Origin of the sequence: Shewanella psychrotolerans (assembly GCF_019457595.1) — a bacterium.
GTDB lineage: Bacteria > Pseudomonadota > Gammaproteobacteria > Enterobacterales > Shewanellaceae > Shewanella > Shewanella psychrotolerans.
This window is the reverse complement of the sequence record NZ_CP080419.1, coordinates 670,080-694,429: the sequence shown is the minus strand read 5'-3', so window position 1 is coordinate 694,429 and position 24,350 is coordinate 670,080. Positions and strand designations below refer to the sequence as shown.

Below are 24,350 nucleotides of genomic sequence, written 5' to 3'. Positions count from 1 at the left end.
TAGCCAATAAACTGTAAAAGGAAATACAATGATAAAAAAAATGTTATTAGCACTATGTAGTACTTTAGCGCTTAGCGCTCAAGCAGAGACAGAGCAACTGCCATTTACACCGCTTGTCGATAGCCAGGTTTATAAAAAGCAGACTCGTCATTATATTCCTTTTGCCTTTATCTCAGGTATTGATAAGGGGTCATATCAAACTCAAACTTATGCCGGACAGCTAAAACGCATCTATTATGAACTGCCCACCAGCTATGACCCTAGCCATGCCGTTAATAACTATAAAGCACAAATTATAAAGCTAGGAGGCAACATACTGTTTGAGTGTCAGCTAGATGCCTGTGGTAACAAGAGCAAACTATCGAAACAAGTGAGTCCGCTTCACGATATTCCTAAAAGCTCTCCGGCGCTACTCACAGCTAAGCTCCCCCTTAAAAACAAACAAGTTTACCTCTCAGTCTATGCCGCCAATTGGCAAAATGGTGCTGGGCTGCAACTGGATATTATCGAGGAAATCGATGAACCATTGGATCTGTTAACAACCAATCAAGCCTATCTCGGCGCGGTGGTAGAACAAGAGTCATTTAAAGACAGAACAAATAAGGATACGCAAGGCGCTAGCGATCATCCCATGATAGCCAGACTACCCGGTGCCTATATTCATGATTACCTACAACAAGGATTTGGCCAAACCTTAGTGTTCGATGGCGTCGATAAAGACCAACACAAAATCAAAACCCTTGAAGGTAAGATCACCGATATAAACTATAAACTTCCTCGTGGTTATTCTGAGTATGAGGTCAATGCCAATTACAAGGCGGCGTTAGAAAAACTCGGTTTTGTGCGCGGATTTCACTGCCAAGGTAATGATTGTGGTCAATCACAAAAAATTCATCCACGCATCAAAACATTTGCACATATCGGACAGGATGAAAATCAGTTTTACTCTCTCTATACCTTAACTCGCCCCGAGGGTAATGTGCATGCCATGGTCTACATTACAGGTTACAAAAATGGCCTATGGAGCGAGCTTAAGCTCGTTGAAGAAACTAGCCTAGTAGATGATAGGTTAGTTATTGATCTAGAAGGTCTAACCGATAAAATTGCGCAAACGGGTCACGTGGCGCTAGACGGCCTGTTGTTTAAGTTTGATAGCGATGAAATGTTACCAGAAGCCGCCGAAGTGATAACGATTGTCGCAAGTTACCTTAAGGCGCACCCGAAGCAAGACTTTTATGTTATCGGTCACACCGATGATCAAGGCAAGCAGAGCTACAATCAAGTGTTATCAGAAAAGCGGGCTAAAGCAGTAGTGCAGTCATTAACAACTCAGCACAACATCAACAAGCAACAGCTTACCGCCAAGGGGATTGGCGAATATGCCCCCGTCGCAAACAATAGTAACGATGCAGGTAAGCAGCTTAATCGCCGTGTGGAACTGGTACTTCGCTCCGATAATAAGTAATCCCAATCAGTATAAGAAAGTGATCTACTCTGCGTGTTTTTTTGGCCACTCATTCAAGGCGAATGGATGATGGAATGCTTGTGCCCTAGTTAGGGCTTCAACACAAAAGTCGCAAGGTAAAAACACGCCTAACAGGCGAGTTTTAGCACTTTTGATGCGGTGTTAACGAGTTTGAGCCTAGTTCAACTAGGCTCAAACTCGTTGTTTTGCCTCATAAGCGCTAAATTATCGCAGAGGGCTCACATCTTTATACTGGTTGCCATCACTACGCTACAAAGCTTCTGCCTTGTATAAATACCCCACAATTCGCTGCCAAAATAATCTTACAAGCTCCGCAGGCCCTAGATACCCAAAATCTGCTCATAGATATCTAATACCCTTTGCGTATGCAACGCCACCATTTCTATCGGTAGTTTGCCACTTTGCTGTTGCAAGGTCAGGTGATGATTCTCATCTCGAAGATAACAATAAGCCTGAGTCAAATGCTGTGCACTCAGATGTGGTAAGAGTTCTAGTTCAGATAACACCTCAAAAATCCGCACATTATCGGACCAGATAGCCAACTCTGGATATGCGTGAGTATTAGCAAGCACCAAATATTGAGCAATGAATTCAATATCGGCAATTCCCCCTGCACTCTGTTTTAAATCGAAATAACCGTCCTCGACTTTAAGTAAATGCGCTCGCATCTTCTGGCGCATCTCTCGCACCTCTTTTGCCAGCTGTACTGTATCTCTTTTAGTCGCTAATACTTCAGCCCTTAGCTGACTAAATCGCGCCGCGAGCGCATTGTCACCAAATAGAAATCGCGCTCGCACCAATGCTTGATGCTCCCATGTCCACGCTTCCTCTTTTTGGTAGAGACCAAAATATTCAATTTCGCTGACTAATAATCCTGAGGCGCCAGATGGTCGTAAACGCATGTCGACCTCATACAATTCACCCGAGGTGGTACGAGTCGAAAATAGATGCAAAACACGTTGAGCCAACTTAAGATAGAAGTGACTAATATCGATCGGCCTGTCACCATTGGTTTCTAGGCTGTTAGGGTATTTCTCACGGCTATAGTCATGCAGAAAAACCAAGTCAAGGTCGGAGCCATAACCGAGCTCAATACCTCCAGCTTTACCGTAACCGATAACCCCAAAACCCATATCGCCCGCTTCGAGATGAGGCGGTACACCATGACGCGCTGCAATTTGTTGCCATGCTTGAGCCACCACCTGCTCAATAATAGCTTCTGCCAAAAAGGTCAAATGATCGCTTACTTGCATAACGGGTAACACACCAGTGACATCGGCGGCAGCAATCTTTAATTGTTGAGATAACTTGAACTGCCTTAACGCCTCCATCTGCTGCTCCATATCCTCTTCGGGCACGCGCAACAGATATTGGCGCAGCTCACTCGGATAATCATCAAGGGATGTGGTGTCGTATAAGTGAGCGGGATCGATAAGCTCATCGAGCAACATCGGAAACTTCGCCAGCTGCTCACCAATCCAGGGGCTGGCAAGACACAAACTCACTAACTGCTGACGCGCGCCAGGGTTTTCAAACAGCAATTCTAAATAGGTGGTACGAGTCAGAATTTGATCTAGTACCTTAGATACTGGCGCAAATGCTTTGGAGGGATGTGACAAATGAGTAAACTCTTGCAACAGCAGCGGCATCAGCTTATCTAATGTATCACGCCCTCGCGGCCCAATAGTGCGCTTGGCTACCGTATCTCGCCAACGTCTAAGTGCAGGCCACAGGTCTTGATCTTCGATACTTTGCTCCGCCATCAGGCTAATAGCATCTTCATCATCTTGGATATTCCACAGCTGCTGGGTCCAAAGATCATTGATTTCATCATTATCATGCCCCCCCACGGTTTCTCTAAAATAGCGATGTATTTTGCTCATCGCATCTTCAATATGAGTACGTAATTGGGCTTCACCCGCCATTCCCATGGCGAAACAGAGGCGTTGCCAATCGAGGTAAGTCGACGGCAAAGTTTGCGTTTGATGATCAGCAATTGCTTGCAATAGGTTTTCGACCCGTCGCAGCAGTAAATAGCTATGCTTAAGCTCGTCAACAGCAAGGTATTCCAGTTGCCCTAAGCTGTATAGGGTATCAATCGCCGCAAATAGACTCTGTTGCCTTAGCGCAGGCTCACGGCCGCCTCGAATTAGCTGAAAACTTTGTACCACAAACTCGACCTCACGGATCCCACCAGCACCAAGCTTAATGTTGTCGGTTAACTGACGACGCCTCACTTCTTGGGTAATTAACTGCTTCATTTTCCGTAATGATTCGATAGCAGAAAAATCGATATACCGTCGGTAAACAAAGGGGCGCAGCATATCGTGCAGTTCATCAGAGTGTGCGGTCCAAGGCCCTAACGCGCGAGCCTTAACCATGGCATAACGCTCCCAATCTCTTCCCTGCTCTTGGTAATAATCTTCCAAACCACTAAAGCTCACCACTAACGGACCGCTTTCACCATAAGGTCGAAGGCGCATATCAACGCGATAGACAAAACCATCGACCGTGACTTGATGCAATAAATTAACTAAACGTTGCCCCATGCGAATGAAAAATTGCTGGTTATCTTGAGAGCGGCGACCACCGACGGTTTCACCATGCTCAGGGAAAGTAAAAATGAGATCGATATCAGAGGAGAAGTTTAGCTCGCGCCCCCCCAGCTTCCCCATGCCGAGAATGATTAACGGTTGTGGATTACCGTCACTATCACATGGGGTGCCATATTGCTGGCACATCTGACCATAGAGCCAATCGCGTCCCGCAATAATAAGAGCTTCGGCCAGTGCCGAAAGATCTAATAGTGATTCATTAAGAGCGCTATAACCGAGAAAATCCCGCCAGGCTAAACGCACCATCTGCCGATTTCGATAACGGCGCAATATCGCTTTGGCTTGTTCCTCATCATTGGCGCCACAGAGTAAAGACTCAAGCTCCGATGAAAATGAAGAACGATCAAACTGCTGAAGTTGACCTTCAAAAAATGACATTACCCAGTTAGGATGCCGACACAACTGCTCGGCAACAAAATCACTCAAGCCCATGATTTGACGTAACTCTGACTCTTGGGCTGTCGTGAGTTGTTCGGGCATATCTGGCCATACTTCAATAAGGCGCTGCCAGTGCTGCTCAGCAGCTTGATTGACTACTTGGGGTAACACTTGTTCTCGAATATTTTCCATAGCCCAAACAATCCCTAACATTTAAACGGTCGACATAATATGTCTTGAGTGATATAGATATGTATCAATTGAAACTAAGCTGTCACCATCTAGGCACTAGGCCGTGATAAAACAGCAGTAGATAACGAATTGATCATGCTTAAGGGTTACTATAATCCATCTAATCGCGATATTATGCAAAGAAGTGATTAACTGATCATCCATTATCAGTCTCAATCTAAACTAAATTTTATGGAGAACACATGGCAGTGATGCTAATGCGAATCGTCACCCTAGTATTACTATTGACCTTAACTGGCTGTGGTGATGACAGGCCTGAAAAAATCGCAAAATTTCAGCAATTAGCTCAGGAACGTATCAACACCTTAGGTCAGATGTTGGACAATGGCGAGATCCGTAACGCCAACCTTCTCAAGCAATACACCAATATACTCGAAAGCCAGAAAACCGAGCTGGTTCCACTGCTCAATGAGCTATCCAAAGATGGCACCAGCAAGGGGCCGATGTATACCTCGTTAAAACGCCGTCTGAGCGAACTAGGTAATGGCAATAATTTCGTCGATCTTGATCAACAACTCGAAGAGGCGAATAATCTCTACCAAGCAGCCGATCCAAGTCTATTTAACGATATGCTTTCCGACCCAGTTAACGTTGTCGCTGACATGTCCGATGGCGCCCTTGCTCGGGTTAACTCTATTAGTCGAGAAGCAGCGGTGCTCGCCAATGGTGCCGAAGATTTTGGTGCCGGCAGTCAATTAGTCGGAAATCCCGCCTATGGTAACTGGCAAACAGGCTCTAATGGCATGTCATTTTGGGCTTGGTATGGCATGTACTCGATGTTTTCTAACGTGATGCGAGGCCCAGTCTATTACGACCGTTGGTCTAGCCGTCGCAACTATAGTTATTACAACGACGTAGGCCGCTATCGCTATACCTCGCCAAAACAGGCTAAAGCACAAAATCAAACCTTTGAACGCACCAAGAAGCAATTTGCTAATCAAGGTAAGCGGTTCGATAGCCCTTATGCTAAATCACGGGCCGGCTCGACCAGCCTTTCACGCCAAAGCAGCAGTGTCCCCAAGGCGAGTACCGTAGGCAGAGCAACGGGCGGCAGTAAGTTCCGTTCAAACTACTCAAAAAATAGTAACTTTAGAAATTCAGGAAGTCGCACGACTCGCGGTGTCCGTCGAGGCAAATAAACAGGAAATCGAGATGACAATTTTTCAAAACTTCGGCATCACACAAGATCTGGCAATCATACTCTGTATCGATCTTACGATTGCGATAGTGCTATTAACAGCAATGCGTTACCTGCAAGGTTGGAGCATTAAAGTGAATAGTACTCACGAACTCGCTGAGCAAGACAATTTTGCCTTTGGGATCAGTACTGCAGGCGCTGTAGCGGCCTTAGGTATTGTGCTAACAGGCGCAATAACAGGTGAAGCAGCGACCTCATATTTAACTGAGGCGATAGGCATGAGTGCCTATGGTATTTTTGGATTAATCTTGATCAAGTTTGGGCGTCTGCTACATGACAAAATCGTCCTTAACAAGATAGACAAAAACGCCCTTATCCTTAAAGGCAATATGTCTGTCGCAATAGTCGATGCCACCGCTGCAATTGCCACGGCGATCATCATTCGCGCGGTACTTATCTGGGTAGAAGACCTCACTATAGATACCTTTATTGCTATCTTCAGTGCCTTTGCTGTCTCTCAGCTAATGCTAGTGCTGCTGACCAGAATGCGTGAAAAAGGCTACGCTAAACGCAACCAGAATGCTTCAATGCAAGGAGCGCTTGCCAACGGTGATATCGCTGTTGCTATTCGTCATAGCGGTTATATGCTAGCGATGGCGTTAAGCTTTAATGCTGCTAGCCATTTCATTATTTTTACGCCAGAAGCCCATTTTAATAATATTATGGGTTGGTTGGTGTTCTCTGTGATCATGTTAGTCGCGCTGTCATTACTACAAGCGTTAGTCAAAAAGTTAGTGCTTGCCAACATCGATTTAGCCGCTGAGGTAGAACAACAACACAATATTGGTATTGCCACGGTAGAGCTGGCTATTAGCGTTGCAATCGCGCTTATTCTCACCAGTCTTATGATCTAACTCGCTCGCGCTTTAAAGGATTTAATGCAATCAACTTATCCCCCAGCGCCAACCCCTGTTGGCGCTAAAAAACTAACCTGGTTTGACGATCTACTCCTGCTCGGCATTATGGCGGTATTAGCAGCCTGCGGTCTGATTTACGAATATTTACTCTCCCATTACGCTGGTCGCGTACTTGGCGCATTAGAAGCCGCTATCTACACTATGATAGGCCTGATGATTGTTTCCATGGGGATTGGGGCATTTGCCGCCCGAAAAATCCGCTGCGCCTTTACTGGATTTGCCATATTAGAACTCAGCGTAGCCCTGTGTGGTGCATTAGCGATTTTGATCACCGCCGCCGTTATCGGCTTTGGCCAGCAACTGCCAATGATTATAGCCAACACCATAGGCCTGCCACCCGACCAACTGCCTCAAGGCGGCTTCATTGGTAAACTGCAAAAACTCAGTGAGTACTTACCCTATTTCTGGGGGGTATTACTGGGCTTAATGATAGGGATGGAGATCCCACTTATCGCCAGGGTGAGACAATCTCTATGCGAAGAACATCTGTTACATAATGCGGGCACCATTTATGGCGCCGATTATATAGGTGCTGGCGTTGGCGCGGCGATCTGGGTAACACTCATGTTGGCCATCGATATTCAGCTGGCAGCGGCCCTTACGGCGAGCTTTAATCTGCTGGCAGGCTTTATTTTTATCTGGCGTTTTTGGCACAAAATTCGTCATGCAAAAATACTACTGGCAGGGCATCTCATTGCCAGCGTGGTATTGCTAATTTTAGCCAATCATGGGCCACAGTGGGAGCAGCAATTTAATAATCTGCTCTACAAAGACAAGGTGATCTTTGCCAAATCAACCCGTTTTCAGCAACTCACCTTTACCGAACGTTTACGAGGTAACAACCTGCCACCTGTTTATTCACTTTATATCAATGGACGTTTGCAGTTTGCCAGCCAAGATGAGCACATCTATCACTCGTTTTTAGTTCACCCGACACTCGAAGCGAGTGCAAGACGCAACAATATTTTGATCATAGGTGGCGGAGATGGCTTAGGACTACGCCAAGTACTTAAGTGGCACCCAGAACACGTGACACTAATGGATCTCGACGCTGATCTGGTCAAGCTATTTAAGTCTGGTGATCAACAGATGCCAACAAGACTTTCGCACGCACTAACCCAGCTCAACGGAAATGCGCTTAACGATAAACGAGTAGAGCTAATTTTCGATGATGCCTTTAATGGTGCAGACAAACTGATTAAACGCGGCGATAAGTTTGATGCCATTATTGTTGATCTTCCCGATCCGAGTCATCCCGATCTCAACAAACTCTACTCAGATATGTTCTACCGTAAGCTGAAGGAACTATTGAGTGCGGACGGCGCCCTAACGGTTCAATCCACCTCCCCTTACCATGCCCCTAACGCGTTTATTTCTGTAGGTAAAACCCTCACCAGTGCGGGCTTTAATGTACAGCAATACCATCATAACGTGCCAAGTTTTGGTGAGTGGGGCTGGAGTATTGCAACAATGACAGGCAAAGATGCCAAGCAACGTTTGCAAACATTAACGAGTCTGTCGATTGAAGAAAACTGGCTGACACCTGGACTGATTAAGGGTAGCTTCGAATTTCCTGGCAATTATTACGATCATGCTGATGAGGTAAAGATAAATGCAATCGGCTCAACGCAGTTGTATCGTTATCATCAGCAGGCTTGGTCTGAAAATGAAAACCTGACACTTTTTGAATAGCAAAATAGCACTTGACATATTATGTCGTAGTGCTATCTTTAACCGCAGACATAATATGTCAAAGAGGACAAATATGAACATTCACAATATTGCAAACCACCTCAATGCTCTTGGTGACAACAGCCAGACAGGCTTTCAGTTTGATTGCTATCCCATTGACGGTGATGTTGAAGTATTGCAGGTCAATATTATTGGACGTGAAGAGATCCCATTGTTTGTATCGGTAACGGAAAACCAAGTGCTATGTATTAGTTACCTCTGGGGCGAAGATGAAGTTAACCAAGAACGTCGCAGTGAGATGTTCGAAACCATGCTTGAGCTAAACATTCCAATGCCACTGTCATCGTTTGCAAAGATTGACGACAAATATGTGGTTTATGGTGCTCTGTCAGTGCAATCGAGCATGCTTGAAATTGAACAGGAGTTATCAGTGTTGTCTGACAACTGCCTAGAAGTTATCGATGAACTCGCTGATTTCTTAAACTAACGACTAACCAAATTAAATCATGTAATGGTGAGCTAAGCATCTGTGTTTTGGTAGCCGTTACACTGTAAAGGAGTCTCAATATGGGCATTCTAAATAAGATATTAACTGCGTTCCGTGGTGGTGCAACCGAAGTGGGTCAAGGTATCGTCGATGCCAACTCTACTCGTATTTTCGAACAAGAGATCCGCGATGCAGAGAAGCACCTCACTAAAGCTAAACGCGAACTCACCGACGTGATGGCCAAAGAGATGCAAGCTAGCCGAGAAATCGATCGCCTAAAGCGTTCTATCTCTGAACATGAAGGTTACGCTACACAAGCACTTGAAAAAGAAAATGAAACATTGGCATTAGAAGTTGCAGAAAAGATTGCCATGCTAGACCAAGAACTAGCAGAGCAACAATCGGCAAATGACAGTTTCAACGCTCATGCGACACGTCTTAAAGAACTTGTGCGTAAAACCGAGCGTCAGTTAGCGGATTACCAACGTCAACTTTCTATGGTTAAAACCACTGAGAGCGTACAAAAGGCAACCGCAACAATCACTGATTCATTTGCCAGCAGTAACTCTAAGCTGCTTAATGCTAAAGATTCACTTGAGCGCATCAAGGCTCGTCAGCAACAGTTTGACGATCGCCTTAAAGCCTCTGAGACATTAGCAGAAGAAAACAGCGATAAATCGCTACAAGCGAAATTGGCAGAAGCTGGGATTGGCGAACAAAAATCTAATGCTAATGCTGTGTTAGAGCGCCTTAAAGCGCGTAAATAAACACGTTTGCCTATTTAATGAAAAGCACCTCTAGGCTAAGCCTACAGGTGCTTTTTAGCCATTCCCCTCAGCGTTAGGAGTATTTCATGGGATTCTTAAAAGGGCTTTTTGGTAAAAAGGCACCACCGCCACGACAACTGAGTCACCCCAACCACCTACAACTTGGTGACATGATATCAATGGACGACAGCTTTGCTCTTCCCCCGCAGCTACGTGGTCAACAACTGCGAGTCGAAGCCATTAATACTTATGAATTTGAACGCAAACAAATAACAGAGTGGGTGTTCAAAGGTCATGGTAATGACACGCTATTTTTATCACTCGATGAAGACGATGAAACCTATCTTGGCTTTTCACTGAAGATCAATCGTGCACAAGTTGAGCAGCTATTCGATCTCGATGCCTTTAGTGATATCTTTGAAGAAGATGTTCAAGCTCAACTGACAGTGCAACACCCTATTGCCGAGCAACTTGAACAGTGGCTTGGAAAGCAATACCATCAAATAAATTTTGCCCAGTTTGGCTATTTTCACCGCCAAGACTACCGAGGCCAACGTCCGCCACAGGATGAACAGGGTGCAACTGGCGAGCAATTTGAAAGTTATCTGTTACTCGATGATGAAGAACGATTTGCCGTTGAGGTCGAGGTCTATGAGGGTGGTGAAACCGATGTCATGCTTACTCTATATCGCCCCTTAAGTGATATCCGCGAATACTGGCCTGGTAAAACATGACAACAGATGGTGCATAATGTTGGAGCGGGCGACATTATGCCGTTGAATAATCAATAGGCGATACGACCTAAGGTGAGTTAATGACTAAAAGCAAAAATCCACTTCCAGAGCAATGGCTGCAAAATCAAAAAGCCGCTAAAGCAACTCAAGTCGCCTTCGATCTTGATGAAAAATTTCAATATTCTATCCGTAAAGCAGCACTCGATTCAGGTGTCAGCCCGTCGGATCAAATACGTGCGATCTTAGGTCTGTCGGTCACCAAACGCCCCAAGCGGCCCCGTCTCACCGTCTCATTAAGCCTAGATGACTATGAAAAACTGGCAGAAAAATACCAGCTCGATGCGAGTGAGCAACTGGAAATCAAGCGCAGAGTACTTGACGACTTGGTTCATTTTGTAGATGGAAAAGAATAAACTAACTAGTCGAAACCACCGACAAAGAGTCAAAACTCGATTTGACCAAAACTAAGGGTTTATTTTATGGCAGAAAAAAAGCGCTGGTTGCTTCCAATCAATCAGGCTCCAACGCCATTTCAGTTGGCGATGATGGTATTGTCACTTATTTCTGTGATCATAGTGTTGATGCTAACCTTCGCCAAACTAGAGAGTGAAACCCGTCGAGTACTCCTGTTTGTTGATACCAGTATCTGTACCATTTTTATTAGCTATTTCTTAATCAACTTATACCGCGCCGACAGCAAACTCGATTACATCAAGCATAACTGGATCGACCTTATTGCCAGTATTCCAGCCGTCGAACCCCTCAGAATGGCACGTCTGTTCCAAATATTGCGCGTTATTAGATTAATTAGAATGACCCGCTCAATTTTGGTCCCTATGATGAAGCAGCGACGTCAAGCGACATTAGCCAGTTTATTGGTCGCGATGGTCACCATATTAACCTTCGCCTCAGTGCTTATTTTGATTGTCGAAAGTGGCGAACCCGGTGCTAACATCCACACCGCCGAAGATGCTATCTGGTGGTCATTAGTGACGATTTCAACGGTTGGTTATGGCGACTACTATCCTGTCACCACGGTTGGGCATTTTATTGGCGGCATCGTTATTATTTGTGGCGTCAGCTTCTTTGGGGTAATTTCGGGTTATATGGCATCCATCTTTATTGCTCCCGACGAGCACGAAAAAATGGAAGTTCAGAGCAAAGAGATACGCTGCGAGTTGGAACTAGCCCTGGCTAGAATGGAGCAGAATCAACAAGAGTTAATAAAACAAATAGCCGAATTAAAACAACAGGTGAATGACAAACAAAGCTAATGAAAACTAAAAAGCCCTGACAGCATAACGTCATCAGGGCTTTATTTATCATGAATTTAGACCTCAAGGCTTAAACCATCAAGACTTAAGTTATAAAGACATTAGTTATCAGCTGATCTACCAATAGGGATGCGCTTTCAGCGCCGAACGTCTCGAATGTTCCATCGCAAATAACAAACTATGCTCTTTATTGTCGAGCCACTCTTGCATATCAATCCCCAGCTGGTGACTAAGCAGATTAATACAACGATAAGCGGCTAAGGTTCTGATCCCCAGCACTAAGTCTCGCCACGGCGCTCGAAACTGATCTCTCGCCTTAGCATCATAAAGCTCACCATAAGCAACCCCGACAAAGATACTTTCATCCAGCGCCTGGGCAAATGATTGATAATCTTCACTGTTGAGATCGGCTTTTGAGGGCATCAACTGCGTAATACGTTGCCAAGATGCCTCCTGCATCTTATCGGCAAAGTGTTGTAGCCCCATACCGATATCCACATTAATTTTACCAGCCTTGCACTCAAACAGCAGGTTAACTAGTTTAAGTTGCAGGTGCCCATAACAAGTATCAGCGAGCATGGCATCTATTGCATTAGGCATATTTAATTCCGCTAAGCCTTGATTCGCAGCAACGGATATCTGCTGTGCTTGGGGTAAACTAGCAAGTAAAGCCGCATCATTATCAAGGATCTCCGCTAAGCTCAAACCTGGTTCGACATACTCAAGATGACGCTCAATACAATCAAACTCATGGTTTAGCTCACTATCCAATAGCTCAAATTGAGATAATGAACAACGAATAAGACGCACGCAAGCTCGCAACCTATAGCTAAGTAACGGCAATTGCTCAACAGAGTCCCTAGACTCCAACAGCATCGCCTCGAGCAACTGCCAACGTTCCAGACCTGTGCTCAACAAGGTAACAAATGCCTGCTTTAGATCGTTAACTTGACCTAACTGAATAAACTCCAACGCCTCTAATTGTAGCGGACTCGCCATTGCAGCAAGACGATAACCTCGCTCGGCCTTGCTAGCTCGTCCGAGTCTAGTGGGGATCTGTTTAGCAACACCTTCTGCAAGAATTAATAGTGCCTGAGTATCGCCTGCGAGCAGTTCAAATTCTAACTCACAGATCGGCTCACTCAGCCCATTCGCGGAGATTTTACCGATATCGAGTGCCACTTCCACTAAGCTATCTTGCAGGTAAACATGCCATTTCATCCGGATAAAATCGGTATCAAACAATGACTGTAATTGCTGTTCAACCTGCTCAATATTTGCACCGATTGGCCAAATCTTCTCAGGGAAAAGTGATAAATTGACCTTTACTTGATCAATATCAATATTGTATTCGGGACGAGAATGAACCCCGCCAACCACACTGCCCGCCGTCTTTATTGTTTGCTCAAAACAGCCGTCACAGCCACGAATTCGCAATCCCATGTCCCAATGACGCAATTGTAACTCTGGGGTATCGAAGTAACTATTACTAAGATGTTTTGATCCTTTTGGCTCACTATGGGGTAGACTATCTAGCAGCGAAACCAAGGCTTCTCGTGCTTTTTCGGGGAAAAATAGTTTAAGTTCTATTTCGGCTTCCATTCGCCAATTGCTCACTTTTTGATTAACCAATCAGAAGATGTCATGAAAGTTTAATTATAATTTAATCAAGCCTTCATAGTGTAATATTGCTGTAATAAATGCCCTTTAGGATTATGCTTTGAAGTTTATATATAACTCGTTAGAATAAAAACTGTGGGTTTTTATATAAAAACACAGTTTCAATACGCGGACGCTTGGGTTAACATGCGCCCGCATTTTCCAACAGTGGAATAACCTAAATAGGTACACGGCAATGCCAGTAAACTCTATTTTGGGCGTGTTTGCAAAATCGCCAATAAAACCGTTACAAGAACACATAGATAAAGTGCACGATTGTGCGTCGATTCTAGTGCCATTTTTTGAAGCTACTGTCGCAGGCGACTGGGACAAAGCTGTTCAACTTCGCAAGCAAATCAGCCAAGCGGAAAGAGAAGCAGATGAACTCAAAAGAGAGATCCGTCTGACTCTGCCTGGTGGCTTATTTATGCCAGTTGAAAGAACTGACTTACTGGAGCTACTTACCCAGCAAGATAAGATCGCTAATAAAGCGAAAGACATTTCAGGCCGAATCATTGGCCGTCAACTACTTGTCCCAGAAGCAATACAAGAGCCTTTTTCTGCATATCTACAGCGTTGTTTAGACGCGGTAGCGCAGGCAAAACAAGCCATTAACGAACTCGATGACCTACTTGAAACTGGTTTTCGCGGACGTGAGGTAGATCTTGTCGCTAAAATGATCGGTGAACTCGACCAGATCGAGGAAGATACCGATGATCTACAAATCAAGATCCGTCGTCAGTTATTTAGCATTGAAAATGAGCTAAATCCTATCGATGTGATGTTCCTCTATAAGATAATTGAGTGGGTTGGAGACTTAGCAGATCTTGCTGAGCGCGTCGGTTCCCGCCTAGAGCTAATGTTAGCTCGCGTCTAAAACACAAGTTATCAAGGTATCAACATGGTTGATGTATTAGTCACCAATGGGCCATGGCTTATTGCTATTGCAGCCGCATTTGGATTTTTAATGGCGTGGGGTATTGGCGCGAACGATGTCGCTAATGCTATGGGAACCTCTGTAGGTTCTAACGCTATTACTATTAAACAAGCGATCATTATTGCAATGATCTTCGAGTTTGCTGGTGCTTATCTAGCAGGTGGTGAAGTCACAAGCACGATCCGTAAAGGGATTATCGATTCGGCTTACTTCATCGACTCTCCAGAACTACTGGTATACGGTATGATTGCCTCTCTGCTTGCAGCAGGTATCTGGCTAGTCGTCGCTTCAGCATTAGGCTGGCCTGTATCAACAACACACTCTATCGTAGGTGCAATCGTTGGTTTCGCCTCTGTTGGTGTGAGTGCAGATTCTGTCGCTTGGGGTAAAGTATTTGGTATTGTTGGCTCATGGATTGTCACACCCGCTATCTCTGGTTTTATCGCCTTTATGATATTCCAAAGTGTGCAAAAGCTGATTTTCAATACCGATAAGCCTCTCGAAAATGCTAAACGTTATGTGCCTTTCTATATGGCACTCGCTGGCTTTGTTATGTCACTTGTGACCATCAAGAAAGGGCTTAAACACGTTGGTCTTCACTTTTCAAACCTTGAAGCCTATGCCCTAGCGATAGGTATTGCCGTATTGGTTGGCTTAGCGGGTATGATTGCCATCAAGCGCCTGAAAATGAGCGACAAAGCCGATCGTCAAACTCAGTTTGGTAATGTAGAGAAAGTCTTCGCTATCTTAATGGTGGTGACGGCATGTTGTATGGCTTTCGCTCACGGTTCAAACGATGTTGCTAACGCCATTGGCCCGCTAGCAGCGGTTGTATCTGTCGTTAACAGTGGCGGCGAGATCAGCAGCAAAGCACCGCTTGTTTGGTGGATTCTGCCACTTGGTGCGGTCGGTATCGTCATGGGTCTGGCTATCTTTGGTAAGCGCGTAATGCAAACCATTGGTAAGAACATCACTCACCTGACACCTAGCCGTGGCTTTGCAGCCGAATTAGCAGCAGCGTCTACCGTTGTCATTGCATCTGGTACTGGTCTTCCTATATCTACTACACAAACCTTAGTCGGTGCGGTATTAGGTGTCGGTATGGCTCGCGGTATTGCAGCTATTAATATCGGTGTTGTACGCAATATCGTGGTATCTTGGGTGGTTACACTACCTGCTGGTGCGGCGCTCTCTATCGTGTTCTTCTTTATGATCAAGGGTATCTTCGGATAATTGATCTTAATATAGAGATATATCTAAAAAGGAAGCCAATCGGCTTCCTTTTTTGTTTTAGCGCGACTAAATACCAACATCTACGCCCCCTAACAAAAGCAATTTGAAGATGATATCAATCAGTATAAGAAAGGGAATATAAAGCTGTTATACCCATTAGTATAAAGATGCGATCGCTCAGCAACGAGTGAAGCGCATACTTGTTCTAGGGGCAAACTCGTTAACACAGCATCAAAAGTGCTAAAACTCGCCTGTTAGGCGTGTTTTTAGCTTCCTACTTCTGCGTTAAATGGCCTCACAAGGGAACAACCATTCTGTCATCCATTCGTCTTGAGTAAGTTGCCAGAAACACCCTGAGGCGATCACTTTCTTATACTGATTGCTATCAGCAAAATAAAAGCCTGTTTGAGATACCTTTGTTATCCTAGGTTCAATTTAACTAACCCTTGCAAAATTGTGTCTAAATCCCTAGCATGTGGCAATATTTCGTTGAAGAGAACTCAAAGTGTTAAGACTACTATCTATCGTTGCACTGATGTTGCTGTCGCCCACTCTTTTGGCAGCTGAGCAAACCCGATATATTTCGGATAACGTCTTCACCTTCCTCCATGGCGGCCCAGGGACTCAGTATCGTATCTTAGGCAGTGTCGAAGCAGGCCAACCCATCACCTACCTAGGTGAGACTCAAGATGACTACGTAAAAATTATTGACCATAAGGGCCGTGAAGGCTGGGTCGACGGAAAGTTGGTTGCTAGTGATAAGAGCTTTAGGGTGCAACTTCCTGAAGTGGAGGCTAAGCTAGAAACGGTTCAGGCTGAACTCGACGAGCTTAAAGCACAAACCAATAATAGCGATCAAACCATTCGCCAACTACGTTCACAACTCGCAAGTGCCGAAGAGCAGCTTTCTATCGCCAGTAACGAACGTGATAGCGCAGTGCGTGAATTGACACAGATACAAAATAACGAGCGTTTTGAACAGCTCAAGCAAGGCGGGATGATCGCAGGTATTGGATTAATCTTAGGCGTTATTATTGCCTACCTCCCTAGACCTCGCCGTCGTCAAAAGAATCGCTGGTGATCCCAAGCGATAATAGATTAAAAGCCAGCACTTTGATTGCTGGCTTTTTTGTTTTACCTCAAAAATGATAACAAATCGACAACATCCATATTTCCCCAAAGCCGCGTAAACACTGGGTTGGCGCACAGTCTCCACCGACCAGACCAAGCAAAGTTCACATTCCCGATCACAACAGTGTTCCTTATCACATTTTGGAGGTATAATCGGCGCGAAAAAGGCGCCAGATTGTATACAAAAAATAATAAGCGTCTTAACACATACATTTTGTTCAAGCCAAAACTGTCCCTAAATTAGGTCCAGGTGGAAGTTATTACTATGTTCCAAGCAAGTGAAGTTCTAACTGGTCGATACGACTCAGCTACCCTAGATGAGCTTTTTCAAGCGATCACCAACAACTATATTGTCGATGAAGAGCAATACCTCGCTGAACTGATTAAACTGGTTCCATCAAGTGAAGCAGAGATCCAGCGAGTCACTCAGCGCGCCCATGATTTAGTCAGTAAGGTCCGCCAATACGATAAAAAAGGCCTTATGGTCGGTATCGATGCTTTCTTGCAGCAATATAGCCTAGAAACACAGGAAGGCATTATCCTGATGTGTTTAGCCGAAGCCCTGCTGCGTATTCCTGATGCGGAAACTGCAGATGCATTGATCGAAGATAAGCTCTCTGGCGCCAAGTGGGACGAGCATCTCAGCAAGAGTGATTCGACACTGGTTAACGCTTCGACTTGGGGACTGATGCTCACGGGTAAGATCGTTAATCTAGATAAAAATATCGACGGTAAACCGAGCAGCTTACTTAACCGCTTAGTCAACCGTTTAGGCGAACCTGTGATCCGTCAAGCCATGCTTGCCGCTATGAAGATCATGGGTAAGCAATTCGTACTTGGACGCACAGTAAAAGAAGCACTTAAAAATAGCGTTAACAAACGTAAGCTCGGCTACACCCATAGCTATGACATGCTAGGTGAAGCGGCACTCACAATGAAGGATGCGCAAAAGTATTTCGATGACTACTCAAATGCCATCGCAACCCTAGGCGCTGAAAACTACGACGAAACCGAGGCACCACGCCCAACGATTTCTATCAAGCTGTCTGCGCTACATCCTCGTTATGAAGTGGCTAACGAAGACAGAACCATGACAGAGCTATATGACACCTTAATCAAGCTCGTCATTCAAGCTCGTAGTCTCAATGTCGGCGTATCTATCGATGCCGAAGAGGTCGACCGTCTAGAGCTATCGCTAAAACTGTTTGAAAAGCTATATAACTCAGATGCAGCCAAGGGATGGGGATTACTCGGTATCGTCGTTCAGGCCTACTCTAAGCGCGCTCTACCAGTATTATGTTGGCTTACCCGCTTATCTAAAAATCAAGGCGATGAGATCCCTGTGCGTCTAGTCAAAGGCGCTTACTGGGACAGCGAGCTAAAATGGGCACAAGTCGCGGGTGAGAGTGGCTACCCACTTTACACGCGCAAAGCGGGCACCGATGTGTCATACCTTGCCTGCGCGCGCTACCTATTGTCTGATGCCACTCGTGGTGCCATCTATCCTCAGTTTGCCAGCCACAACGCCCAAACCGTTGCCGCTATTTCAGATATGGCGGGCGATCGCTCATATGAATTCCAGCGCTTACATGGCATGGGCGAAGAGCTATACGACACACTGCTTGCAGAAAGCGGTGTCAGTACGGTTCGTATTTATGCCCCAGTGGGTGCCCATAAAGATCTACTGCCCTATTTAGTTCGTCGCTTACTTGAAAATGGGGCTAACACCTCGTTTGTACACAAGTTAGTCGACCCTAAGACACCGATTGAATCTTTGGTTGTCCATCCTTTGACGACCCTACAAGGCTACAAAACCCTAGCTAATAACAAGATAGTTCAGCCAGAAGATATATTTGGTACTGAGCGTAAAAACTCTAAGGGAATCAACATGAATATCATTTCAGAGTCAGAGCCATTCTTCGCGGCTTTAGACAAGTTTAAAGACACTAGCTGGTCGGCAGGTCCAATCGTTAACGGCGAAACCCTCAGTGGTGAAACCATTGAAGTCGTCAGCCCATTCGATACCACTAAGGTGGTTGGTAAAGTCGCATTTGCCAACAACCAAGCCGTTGAGCAGGCACTCGCCAGTGCTCATAATGCCTTTGGTAACTGGTGTTCAACGCCAGTAGAGGTTCGTGCTAATGCACTACAAAAACTCGCCGATCTGTTAGAAGAAAATCGTGAAGAGCTTATTGCACTTTGTACTCGCGAAGCGGGTAAGAGCATTCAAGATGGCATCGATGAAGTTCGCGAAGCGGTTGATTTTTGTCGCTACTACGCAGTACAAGCAAAGAAGATGATGGCGAAGCCTGAACTACTGCCAGGCCCAACGGGTGAACTTAATGAGCTATTCCTACAAGGTCGCGGCGTATTCGTCTGTATCAGCCCGTGGAACTTCCCACTGGCGATCTTCCTAGGTCAGGTCGCTGCGGCGCTAGCCGCAGGTAACACGGTTGTAGCTAAACCTGCCGAACAAACCTCTATCGTTGGCTACCGCGCAGTGCAACTCGCTCACCAAGCGGGTATACCGAAAGAAGCGCTGCAATTCCTACCGGGGACTGGTGCAACGGTTGGTGCAACGATCACCGCTGATGAACGTATCGGTGGCGTCTGCTTTACGGGGTCTACGGTTACGGCTAAACGCATCAATCTGACGCTAGCCCAGCGTGATGGTGCGATCATTCCGCTCATCGCCGAAACAGGTGGCCAAAATGCCATGGTTGTCGATTCAACCTCACAACCTGAGCAAGTAGTTAACGATGTGATTTCTTCCTCATTTACCAGTGCAGGCCAACGCTGCTCGGCACTGCGCGTGTTGTTCTTACAAGAAGATATTGCAGAGCGCGTTATCGACGTAATGAAAGGCGCGATGAACGAACTGACCATAGGTGACCCAAGTTTCGTCAAAACCGATGTGGGTCCAGTGATTGATGCCACCGCTAAGGCAAACCTCAATGCCCATATCGATCATATCAAACAGGTGGGTCGTCTGATCAACCAGTTGGAGCTGCCAGCGGGCAGCGAAAATGGTCACTTCGTGGCACCGACAGCGGTAGAGATCGATTCAATCAAGGTGCTTGAGAAAGAACACTTTGGTCCGATCTTGCACGTGATCCGCTATAAAGCCTCCGATCTGCCAAAGGTTATCGATGAAATTAACTCTACCGGCTTTGGTTTAACATTAGGCATCCACAGCCGCAACGAAGGTCATGCGCTAGAAGTGGCCGATAAGGTTAACGTGGGTAATGTGTATATTAACCGTAACCAGATAGGCGCAGTGGTTGGCGTACAGCCATTTGGTGGTCAAGGTCTTTCTGGTACTGGCCCGAAAGCGGGCGGCCCACACTACTTAACTCGTTTCGTAACCGAGAAAACCCGCACCAACAACATCACTGCAATCGGTGGTAATGCGACGCTACTTTCCTTAGGCGATAGCGACGAGTAATAAGCTGTTTTAAACCGCTTGTACATTAAAGCCAGTGATTCACATCACTGGCTTTTTTATTTTTAACTGCGTTGCAGATCAGCTCCTATACTTAATACCGATCAGTATAAGAAAGTGATCTACTCAGCGTGTTTTTTGGCCACTCATTCAAGGCGAATGTATGATGGAATGCTTGTTCCCTTGTGGGGCCATTCAACGCAGAAGTAGGAAGCCAAAACATCCAAATAGGAAGCCTAGCATGAGCGAAAAACAACTGACTCTCGATGAAGTCTGCACCCTACTCGATAAAACACCCGCGACCATTAAACGCTACGCCCGAGAAAACCTGCTATCGAATATCGCCGAGGGTGATGACTACCTTTTCAGCGAAGCCGAAGTACTACGCTATTTAGAGTTTGCTAAACGCTTAGGTTAACCTCAGTTAACCCACATTTGGGCTGTGCAATCTTCGATGCAAACTGGCGTAATGCGTATCTTGTTGCAACAAAGTTTGATGGTTGCCACTGCAACGAATCACCCCATTGTCCATCAGGTGGATCCTATCCATCTGTGCCATTGCCGTTAGACGATGGCTTATCATCACTAGAGTTTTATCTTGTGCAAATGCTAACAATAGCGCCATTATCTCTCGCTCGGTGCGTTGATCTAGCCCCTCTGTTGGCTCATCGAGTAACAGTAGCGGCGCATCACGCAGCAGAGCTCGGGCGACACCGATACGGCGCTGTTCACCTCCAGAAAGCTGACGCCCGCCCTCACCAATCCAAGTATCTAGCGGCTTATCACCTTGAGTCAATGTGGCTAGTCCGACTCGATTTAGTACCTCTATCAGCTTAAGGTCATTAGCGGCAACGGCTGCCTTTGTCTCTGCACGGGTTAAGCCTTGGGGTATCTCATCAAGCTGAGCTAAGGTTAAGTTATCTCGCAGCGTTCCAGTAAACAGATAAATACGTTGACTCACCACTGTCATACCGCGGCGCAGTTCACGTTCACTGTAGCGATCAATAGGTTGCCCATCTAAAGTCAGCTCACCCGCTTGTTGCTGCCACTCTCGGGTAATTAACGACAACAGGCTCGATTTACCACAGCCCGTTTGCCCAAGTAACGCAACTTTTTCGCCCGCTTTGATGGTTAAATTGATCCCATTGAGCACCTTATGCCCAGCAAGATAACCAAAATCAATATCTTTAAGCACTAGCGCACCTTGGGTGACTTGCCGATGCGAGGTTTCATCAAACTCAATACTAGGTGTTTTATCTACCAACTGATTAACACGTTCAGCCGCTGAAACACAGGCAGACAGATGCTGAAATGCTCCAGCCAGTGGCATCAACATCTCGATACAGGCTAAGGTCGAAAATACAACGAGAGCAAGCATGGGGCCTGGCGGCAGGTTATCGCCAACCCCATCGGCGGCCAAATAAAGCAAAGTAACAACAGCCAAGCCGTGAGATAAGACTAACGCGGCCTGACTCAGCGCGGTAACATTGGCCATCGCAGCCTGACTGGCAAAGAGTCGCGACTGAGCCTTATCTAATTCGCCACGAAAACGCGTCACTGCGCCAAACAGGGTTAGCTCAGATTGCCCCTGCAGATATTCGAGCATGAGCACCCTAAAATGACGCTTAGCATCCAGTTGCTCAATGCCGGGCTTATGCCCCAACTGGTAAAACGTTAACGGTAACAGCACCCACAACATCAACAACAGACTGCACAGGGTCAATGCCAGGGTTGAATCAAACCAACCGAGGAACAGATAGAGCGCGGCGATCATCAATAGTGAGGCCGCCATTGGGGTCACTAAACGCAGATAGAGGTGATCGAGCGTATCGATGTCTGATACCAAGCGATTAAGCAGATCGCCCCTACGCACCCCTTGAAGATCACTGGCACTGAGTGGCATTAGCTTGCGCCATGCCCAGCAACGAAGGGTTGTCAGTAACTTGAAGGTGGCTTCATGGGTAGCAAGACGCTCGCCATAACGACTGGCGGTACGAGCTATCGACAAGAAGCGCACGCCGCCGGCTGGGGTAAAATAGTTAAATGCCTGCGCCGTTGCCACACTGAGGCCCGCCACCGCAGTGGCCGATAAAAACCAGCCAGACAGTGACAACAAGCCAATACCCGCCATTAAGGTGGTAATACTCAAAGTTAAACCAATAAGCATCATCAGCCATTGGCGCCGAAACAGCTTTAAAAATGGTAGCAGATGCGCCACGCCGTTACGCTTCATAGTCGCACCTCATCTTCTGTTCCTTTTACTGCCACTGGTTCTATCTCTTGTTGATCGTGGCACATATCGCGAAATACCCCGACCTGACGGGCTAAATCGCTATAACTCCCCTGTTGCACCACAAGCCCTTTGTCTAACACAAAAATAGTGTCCATCTGAGCTAAGGAGTCCAATCTGTGAGTCACCATCAATGAGGATGCACAGCTCATCGCTTGCGTTAAGGCAGACAACACCGCTTGCTCGCTGTGGCTATCTAAGCTTGCTGTGGGTTCGTCGAGTAAAAACAGTTTGGCGTCTTGACCTAATGCTCTGGCAAGACATAAACGCTGGGCCTGGCCAACAGAAACCCCTCCACTTTGCTCACCAATAGGATGGGACAGCCCCAATACTTGTTTATCGACAAAGTCACGAATGTTGGCTTTATCGAGCAGTGACAAAATGGTCTCATCACTCATCTCTGGGTCACTCATTGCAATATTGTCGCGGATCGTGCCGTGAAACAGTTGCGGCTCTTGCCCAAGCCACGCCAAATGACGGCGATAACTCACTTTATCGAGTTGACTCAATTCAACACCGTTGACCAATACTGAGCCTTGATAGGGTAAAAAGCCGAGTAACATATTAAGTAAACTACTCTTACCCGCACCGCTTGGACCAACGAGTGCGATATGTTTTCCGGCGTGTAATTCTAAATTTATAGGCCCGACTAACCTTTTGCCATCGAGACTATTAACGATGACATCTTGCATCACTAGCTGTAGTGGTGCTCTGGCAGAAAAAGGCTGTAATGCTGTAGGCGGCTTGTCTGCTTCAACTTGATGGTTAAGGAGCTCCATCAAGGCTTCTGCAGCGCCAATTGCTTGGGCTTTGGCGTGATAATGGGTCCCCATATCACGCAGTGGCTGATAGAACTCTGGTGCTAAAATAAGCACAAACAAGCCAGTAAATAGCGTTAGCCCAGCGCCATAATGACCAAAATCTAAATGATCGAGAAAACTAAAACCAAAATAGACCGCCAACACGGCTATCGATACCGCGGCGAAAAACTCAAGTACCGCAGAGCTTAAAAATGCCAACCGTAAAACCGACATCGTACGCTCACGGAACTCTTCTGAAGCCGTTTCAATCACCTTGACTTCATTGCCACCGCGATAAAAAAGCTTGATGGTGCTCATCCCTTTAAGACGATCCATAAAGTGGCCACTGAGCTTCGCCAGCGCGCTAAAATTTTTGCGATTAGCATCGGCTGCGCCCATACCCACTAGGATCATAAATAGTGGAATAAGTGGCGCCGTCGCTAACAAGATGATGCCCGCCGCCCAGTTAATGGGAAACACCACGGCTAAAATCGTTAACGGAATAAACCCAGCTAACATCATTTGCGGCAAATACTTAGCGTAAAAGTCATGCAGATCTTCGACCTGCTCTAATACAATACTCGCCCAGCTTCCTGCGGGTCTTCCCTTAATAAAGATAGGCCCAAGGTCGGTTAACTTATCTAAAACGGCTTTACGAATCGCGCCCCTTAATAGACAGCCAGCCTTAAAGCTAACCCGTTCTCGCCCATAGGCTAATAAGGCTCGAAGCACGATAACACCAAGCAAGGCATAAAAGTGGTTAATAAACTGGGTTTTAGGCAAAGACTCGATGATCATACCCTGCAACATAGTCGCGAGTAGATAAGCTTGCGCTACCAAGGCAAATCCCGTCAGTACACCCAACATGACAGTTAGGTTGAGGTAGATACCACAAGTCGATTTTTGTTGTTTCAACCAACGAGACAATACTTTTTCTAAGCTTTTATCCATGGGGCTCCGAAGAGAACGGGTTTAAGGGCAAGAGGAGGCATATTCAATATTGGTGAAGTATCGCAGGCAATCAACAGGGAATAAATAGCGGCTAACGTAAATGTTAT

18 protein-coding genes are annotated in these 24,350 nt (G+C 46.0%); 14 read left to right on the top strand and 4 right to left on the bottom strand.

The features are described from left to right. Positions 1 to 28: 28 nt before the first annotated feature. Complete coding sequence (locus K0I62_RS03110) at positions 29 to 1,465, top strand: OmpA family protein (protein ID WP_220070078.1); 1,437 nt, start codon at positions 29 to 31, stop codon at positions 1,463 to 1,465. 341 nt (positions 1,466 to 1,806) lie between these two features. Here the strand turns inward: K0I62_RS03110 and glnE are convergent, their stop codons facing one another. Continuing rightward, positions 1,807 to 4,671, bottom strand: coding sequence for a bifunctional [glutamate--ammonia ligase]-adenylyl-L-tyrosine phosphorylase/[glutamate--ammonia-ligase] adenylyltransferase (gene glnE / locus K0I62_RS03105; protein ID WP_220070077.1), 2,865 nt, complete (start codon positions 4,669 to 4,671; stop codon positions 1,807 to 1,809). A gap of 242 nt (positions 4,672 to 4,913) precedes the next feature. Here glnE and K0I62_RS03100 point away from each other — a divergent pair, with 242 nt between their 5' ends. The 8 genes from K0I62_RS03100 to K0I62_RS03065 all read left to right on the top strand — a co-directional run bounded on the left by K0I62_RS03100 (position 4,914) and on the right by K0I62_RS03065 (position 11,800). Beyond that, positions 4,914 to 5,870, top strand: a complete 957-nt coding sequence (locus K0I62_RS03100; RefSeq protein WP_220070076.1) for a hypothetical protein — start codon at positions 4,914 to 4,916, stop codon at positions 5,868 to 5,870. A gap of 13 nt (positions 5,871 to 5,883) precedes the next feature. Beyond that, positions 5,884 to 6,783, top strand: coding sequence for a DUF350 domain-containing protein (locus K0I62_RS03095; RefSeq protein ID WP_220070075.1), 900 nt, complete (start codon positions 5,884 to 5,886; stop codon positions 6,781 to 6,783). A gap of 24 nt (positions 6,784 to 6,807) precedes the next feature. After that, positions 6,808 to 8,538, top strand: a complete 1,731-nt coding sequence (locus tag K0I62_RS03090) for a polyamine aminopropyltransferase (RefSeq protein WP_220070074.1) — start codon at positions 6,808 to 6,810, stop codon at positions 8,536 to 8,538. A gap of 73 nt (positions 8,539 to 8,611) precedes the next feature. Further along, positions 8,612 to 9,025 carry a YjfI family protein gene (locus K0I62_RS03085; protein WP_220063136.1) on the top strand — a complete coding sequence of 138 codons (414 nt, stop codon included), beginning with the start codon at positions 8,612 to 8,614 and terminating at the stop codon, positions 9,023 to 9,025. An 80-nt stretch (positions 9,026 to 9,105) separates the two neighbouring features. Then, positions 9,106 to 9,792, top strand: coding sequence for a PspA/IM30 family protein (locus tag K0I62_RS03080; RefSeq protein ID WP_220070073.1), 687 nt, complete (start codon positions 9,106 to 9,108; stop codon positions 9,790 to 9,792). 86 nt (positions 9,793 to 9,878) lie between these two features. Beyond that, positions 9,879 to 10,526, top strand: coding sequence for a DUF4178 domain-containing protein (locus K0I62_RS03075; RefSeq protein WP_220070072.1), 648 nt, complete (start codon positions 9,879 to 9,881; stop codon positions 10,524 to 10,526). Between the two features lie 80 nt (positions 10,527 to 10,606). Further along, positions 10,607 to 10,939, top strand: coding sequence for a hypothetical protein (locus K0I62_RS03070; RefSeq protein WP_220063133.1), 333 nt, complete (start codon positions 10,607 to 10,609; stop codon positions 10,937 to 10,939). Positions 10,940 to 11,005: 66 nt separating this feature from the next. Beyond that, complete coding sequence (locus K0I62_RS03065) at positions 11,006 to 11,800, top strand: ion transporter (RefSeq protein WP_220070071.1); 795 nt, start codon at positions 11,006 to 11,008, stop codon at positions 11,798 to 11,800. Positions 11,801 to 11,917: 117 nt separating this feature from the next. On the opposite strand, the gene K0I62_RS03060 is transcribed toward K0I62_RS03065, so the two are convergent. Continuing rightward, a complete protein-coding gene (locus K0I62_RS03060) occupies positions 11,918 to 13,402 on the bottom strand; it encodes a CYTH domain-containing protein (RefSeq protein ID WP_220070070.1) in 1,485 nt (494 codons plus the stop codon). Positions 13,403 to 13,655: 253 nt separating this feature from the next. Here K0I62_RS03060 and K0I62_RS03055 point away from each other — a divergent pair, with 253 nt between their 5' ends. From K0I62_RS03055 to K0I62_RS03035, 5 genes are all read left to right on the top strand, one after another. Then, positions 13,656 to 14,336, top strand: coding sequence for a TIGR00153 family protein (locus tag K0I62_RS03055; RefSeq protein ID WP_220063130.1), 681 nt, complete (start codon positions 13,656 to 13,658; stop codon positions 14,334 to 14,336). A 24-nt stretch (positions 14,337 to 14,360) separates the two neighbouring features. Next, positions 14,361 to 15,629, top strand: a complete 1,269-nt coding sequence (locus K0I62_RS03050; protein WP_220070069.1) for an inorganic phosphate transporter — start codon at positions 14,361 to 14,363, stop codon at positions 15,627 to 15,629. Between the two features lie 505 nt (positions 15,630 to 16,134). After that, complete coding sequence (locus K0I62_RS03045) at positions 16,135 to 16,710, top strand: TIGR04211 family SH3 domain-containing protein (protein ID WP_258405072.1); 576 nt, start codon at positions 16,135 to 16,137, stop codon at positions 16,708 to 16,710. Between the two features lie 315 nt (positions 16,711 to 17,025). Then, complete coding sequence (gene putA / locus K0I62_RS03040) at positions 17,026 to 20,205, top strand: bifunctional proline dehydrogenase/L-glutamate gamma-semialdehyde dehydrogenase PutA (protein WP_220070068.1); 3,180 nt, start codon at positions 17,026 to 17,028, stop codon at positions 20,203 to 20,205. A gap of 238 nt (positions 20,206 to 20,443) precedes the next feature. Beyond that, positions 20,444 to 20,620 (top strand): helix-turn-helix domain-containing protein, encoded by a 177-nt coding sequence (locus K0I62_RS03035; protein WP_220070067.1) that lies wholly within the window; start codon positions 20,444 to 20,446, stop codon positions 20,618 to 20,620. 6 nt (positions 20,621 to 20,626) lie between these two features. Here the strand turns inward: K0I62_RS03035 and cydC are convergent, their stop codons facing one another. Both cydC and cydD read right to left on the bottom strand, forming a co-directional pair. Further along, positions 20,627 to 22,435 (bottom strand): heme ABC transporter ATP-binding protein/permease CydC, encoded by a 1,809-nt coding sequence (gene cydC, locus K0I62_RS03030; protein WP_434086822.1) that lies wholly within the window; start codon positions 22,433 to 22,435, stop codon positions 20,627 to 20,629. Next, positions 22,432 to 24,243, bottom strand: a complete 1,812-nt coding sequence (gene cydD / locus K0I62_RS03025) for a heme ABC transporter permease/ATP-binding protein CydD (protein ID WP_220070066.1) — start codon at positions 24,241 to 24,243, stop codon at positions 22,432 to 22,434. The genes cydC and cydD overlap by 4 nt, the downstream gene beginning before the upstream one ends. Between the last annotated feature and the right edge of the window lie 107 nt (positions 24,244 to 24,350).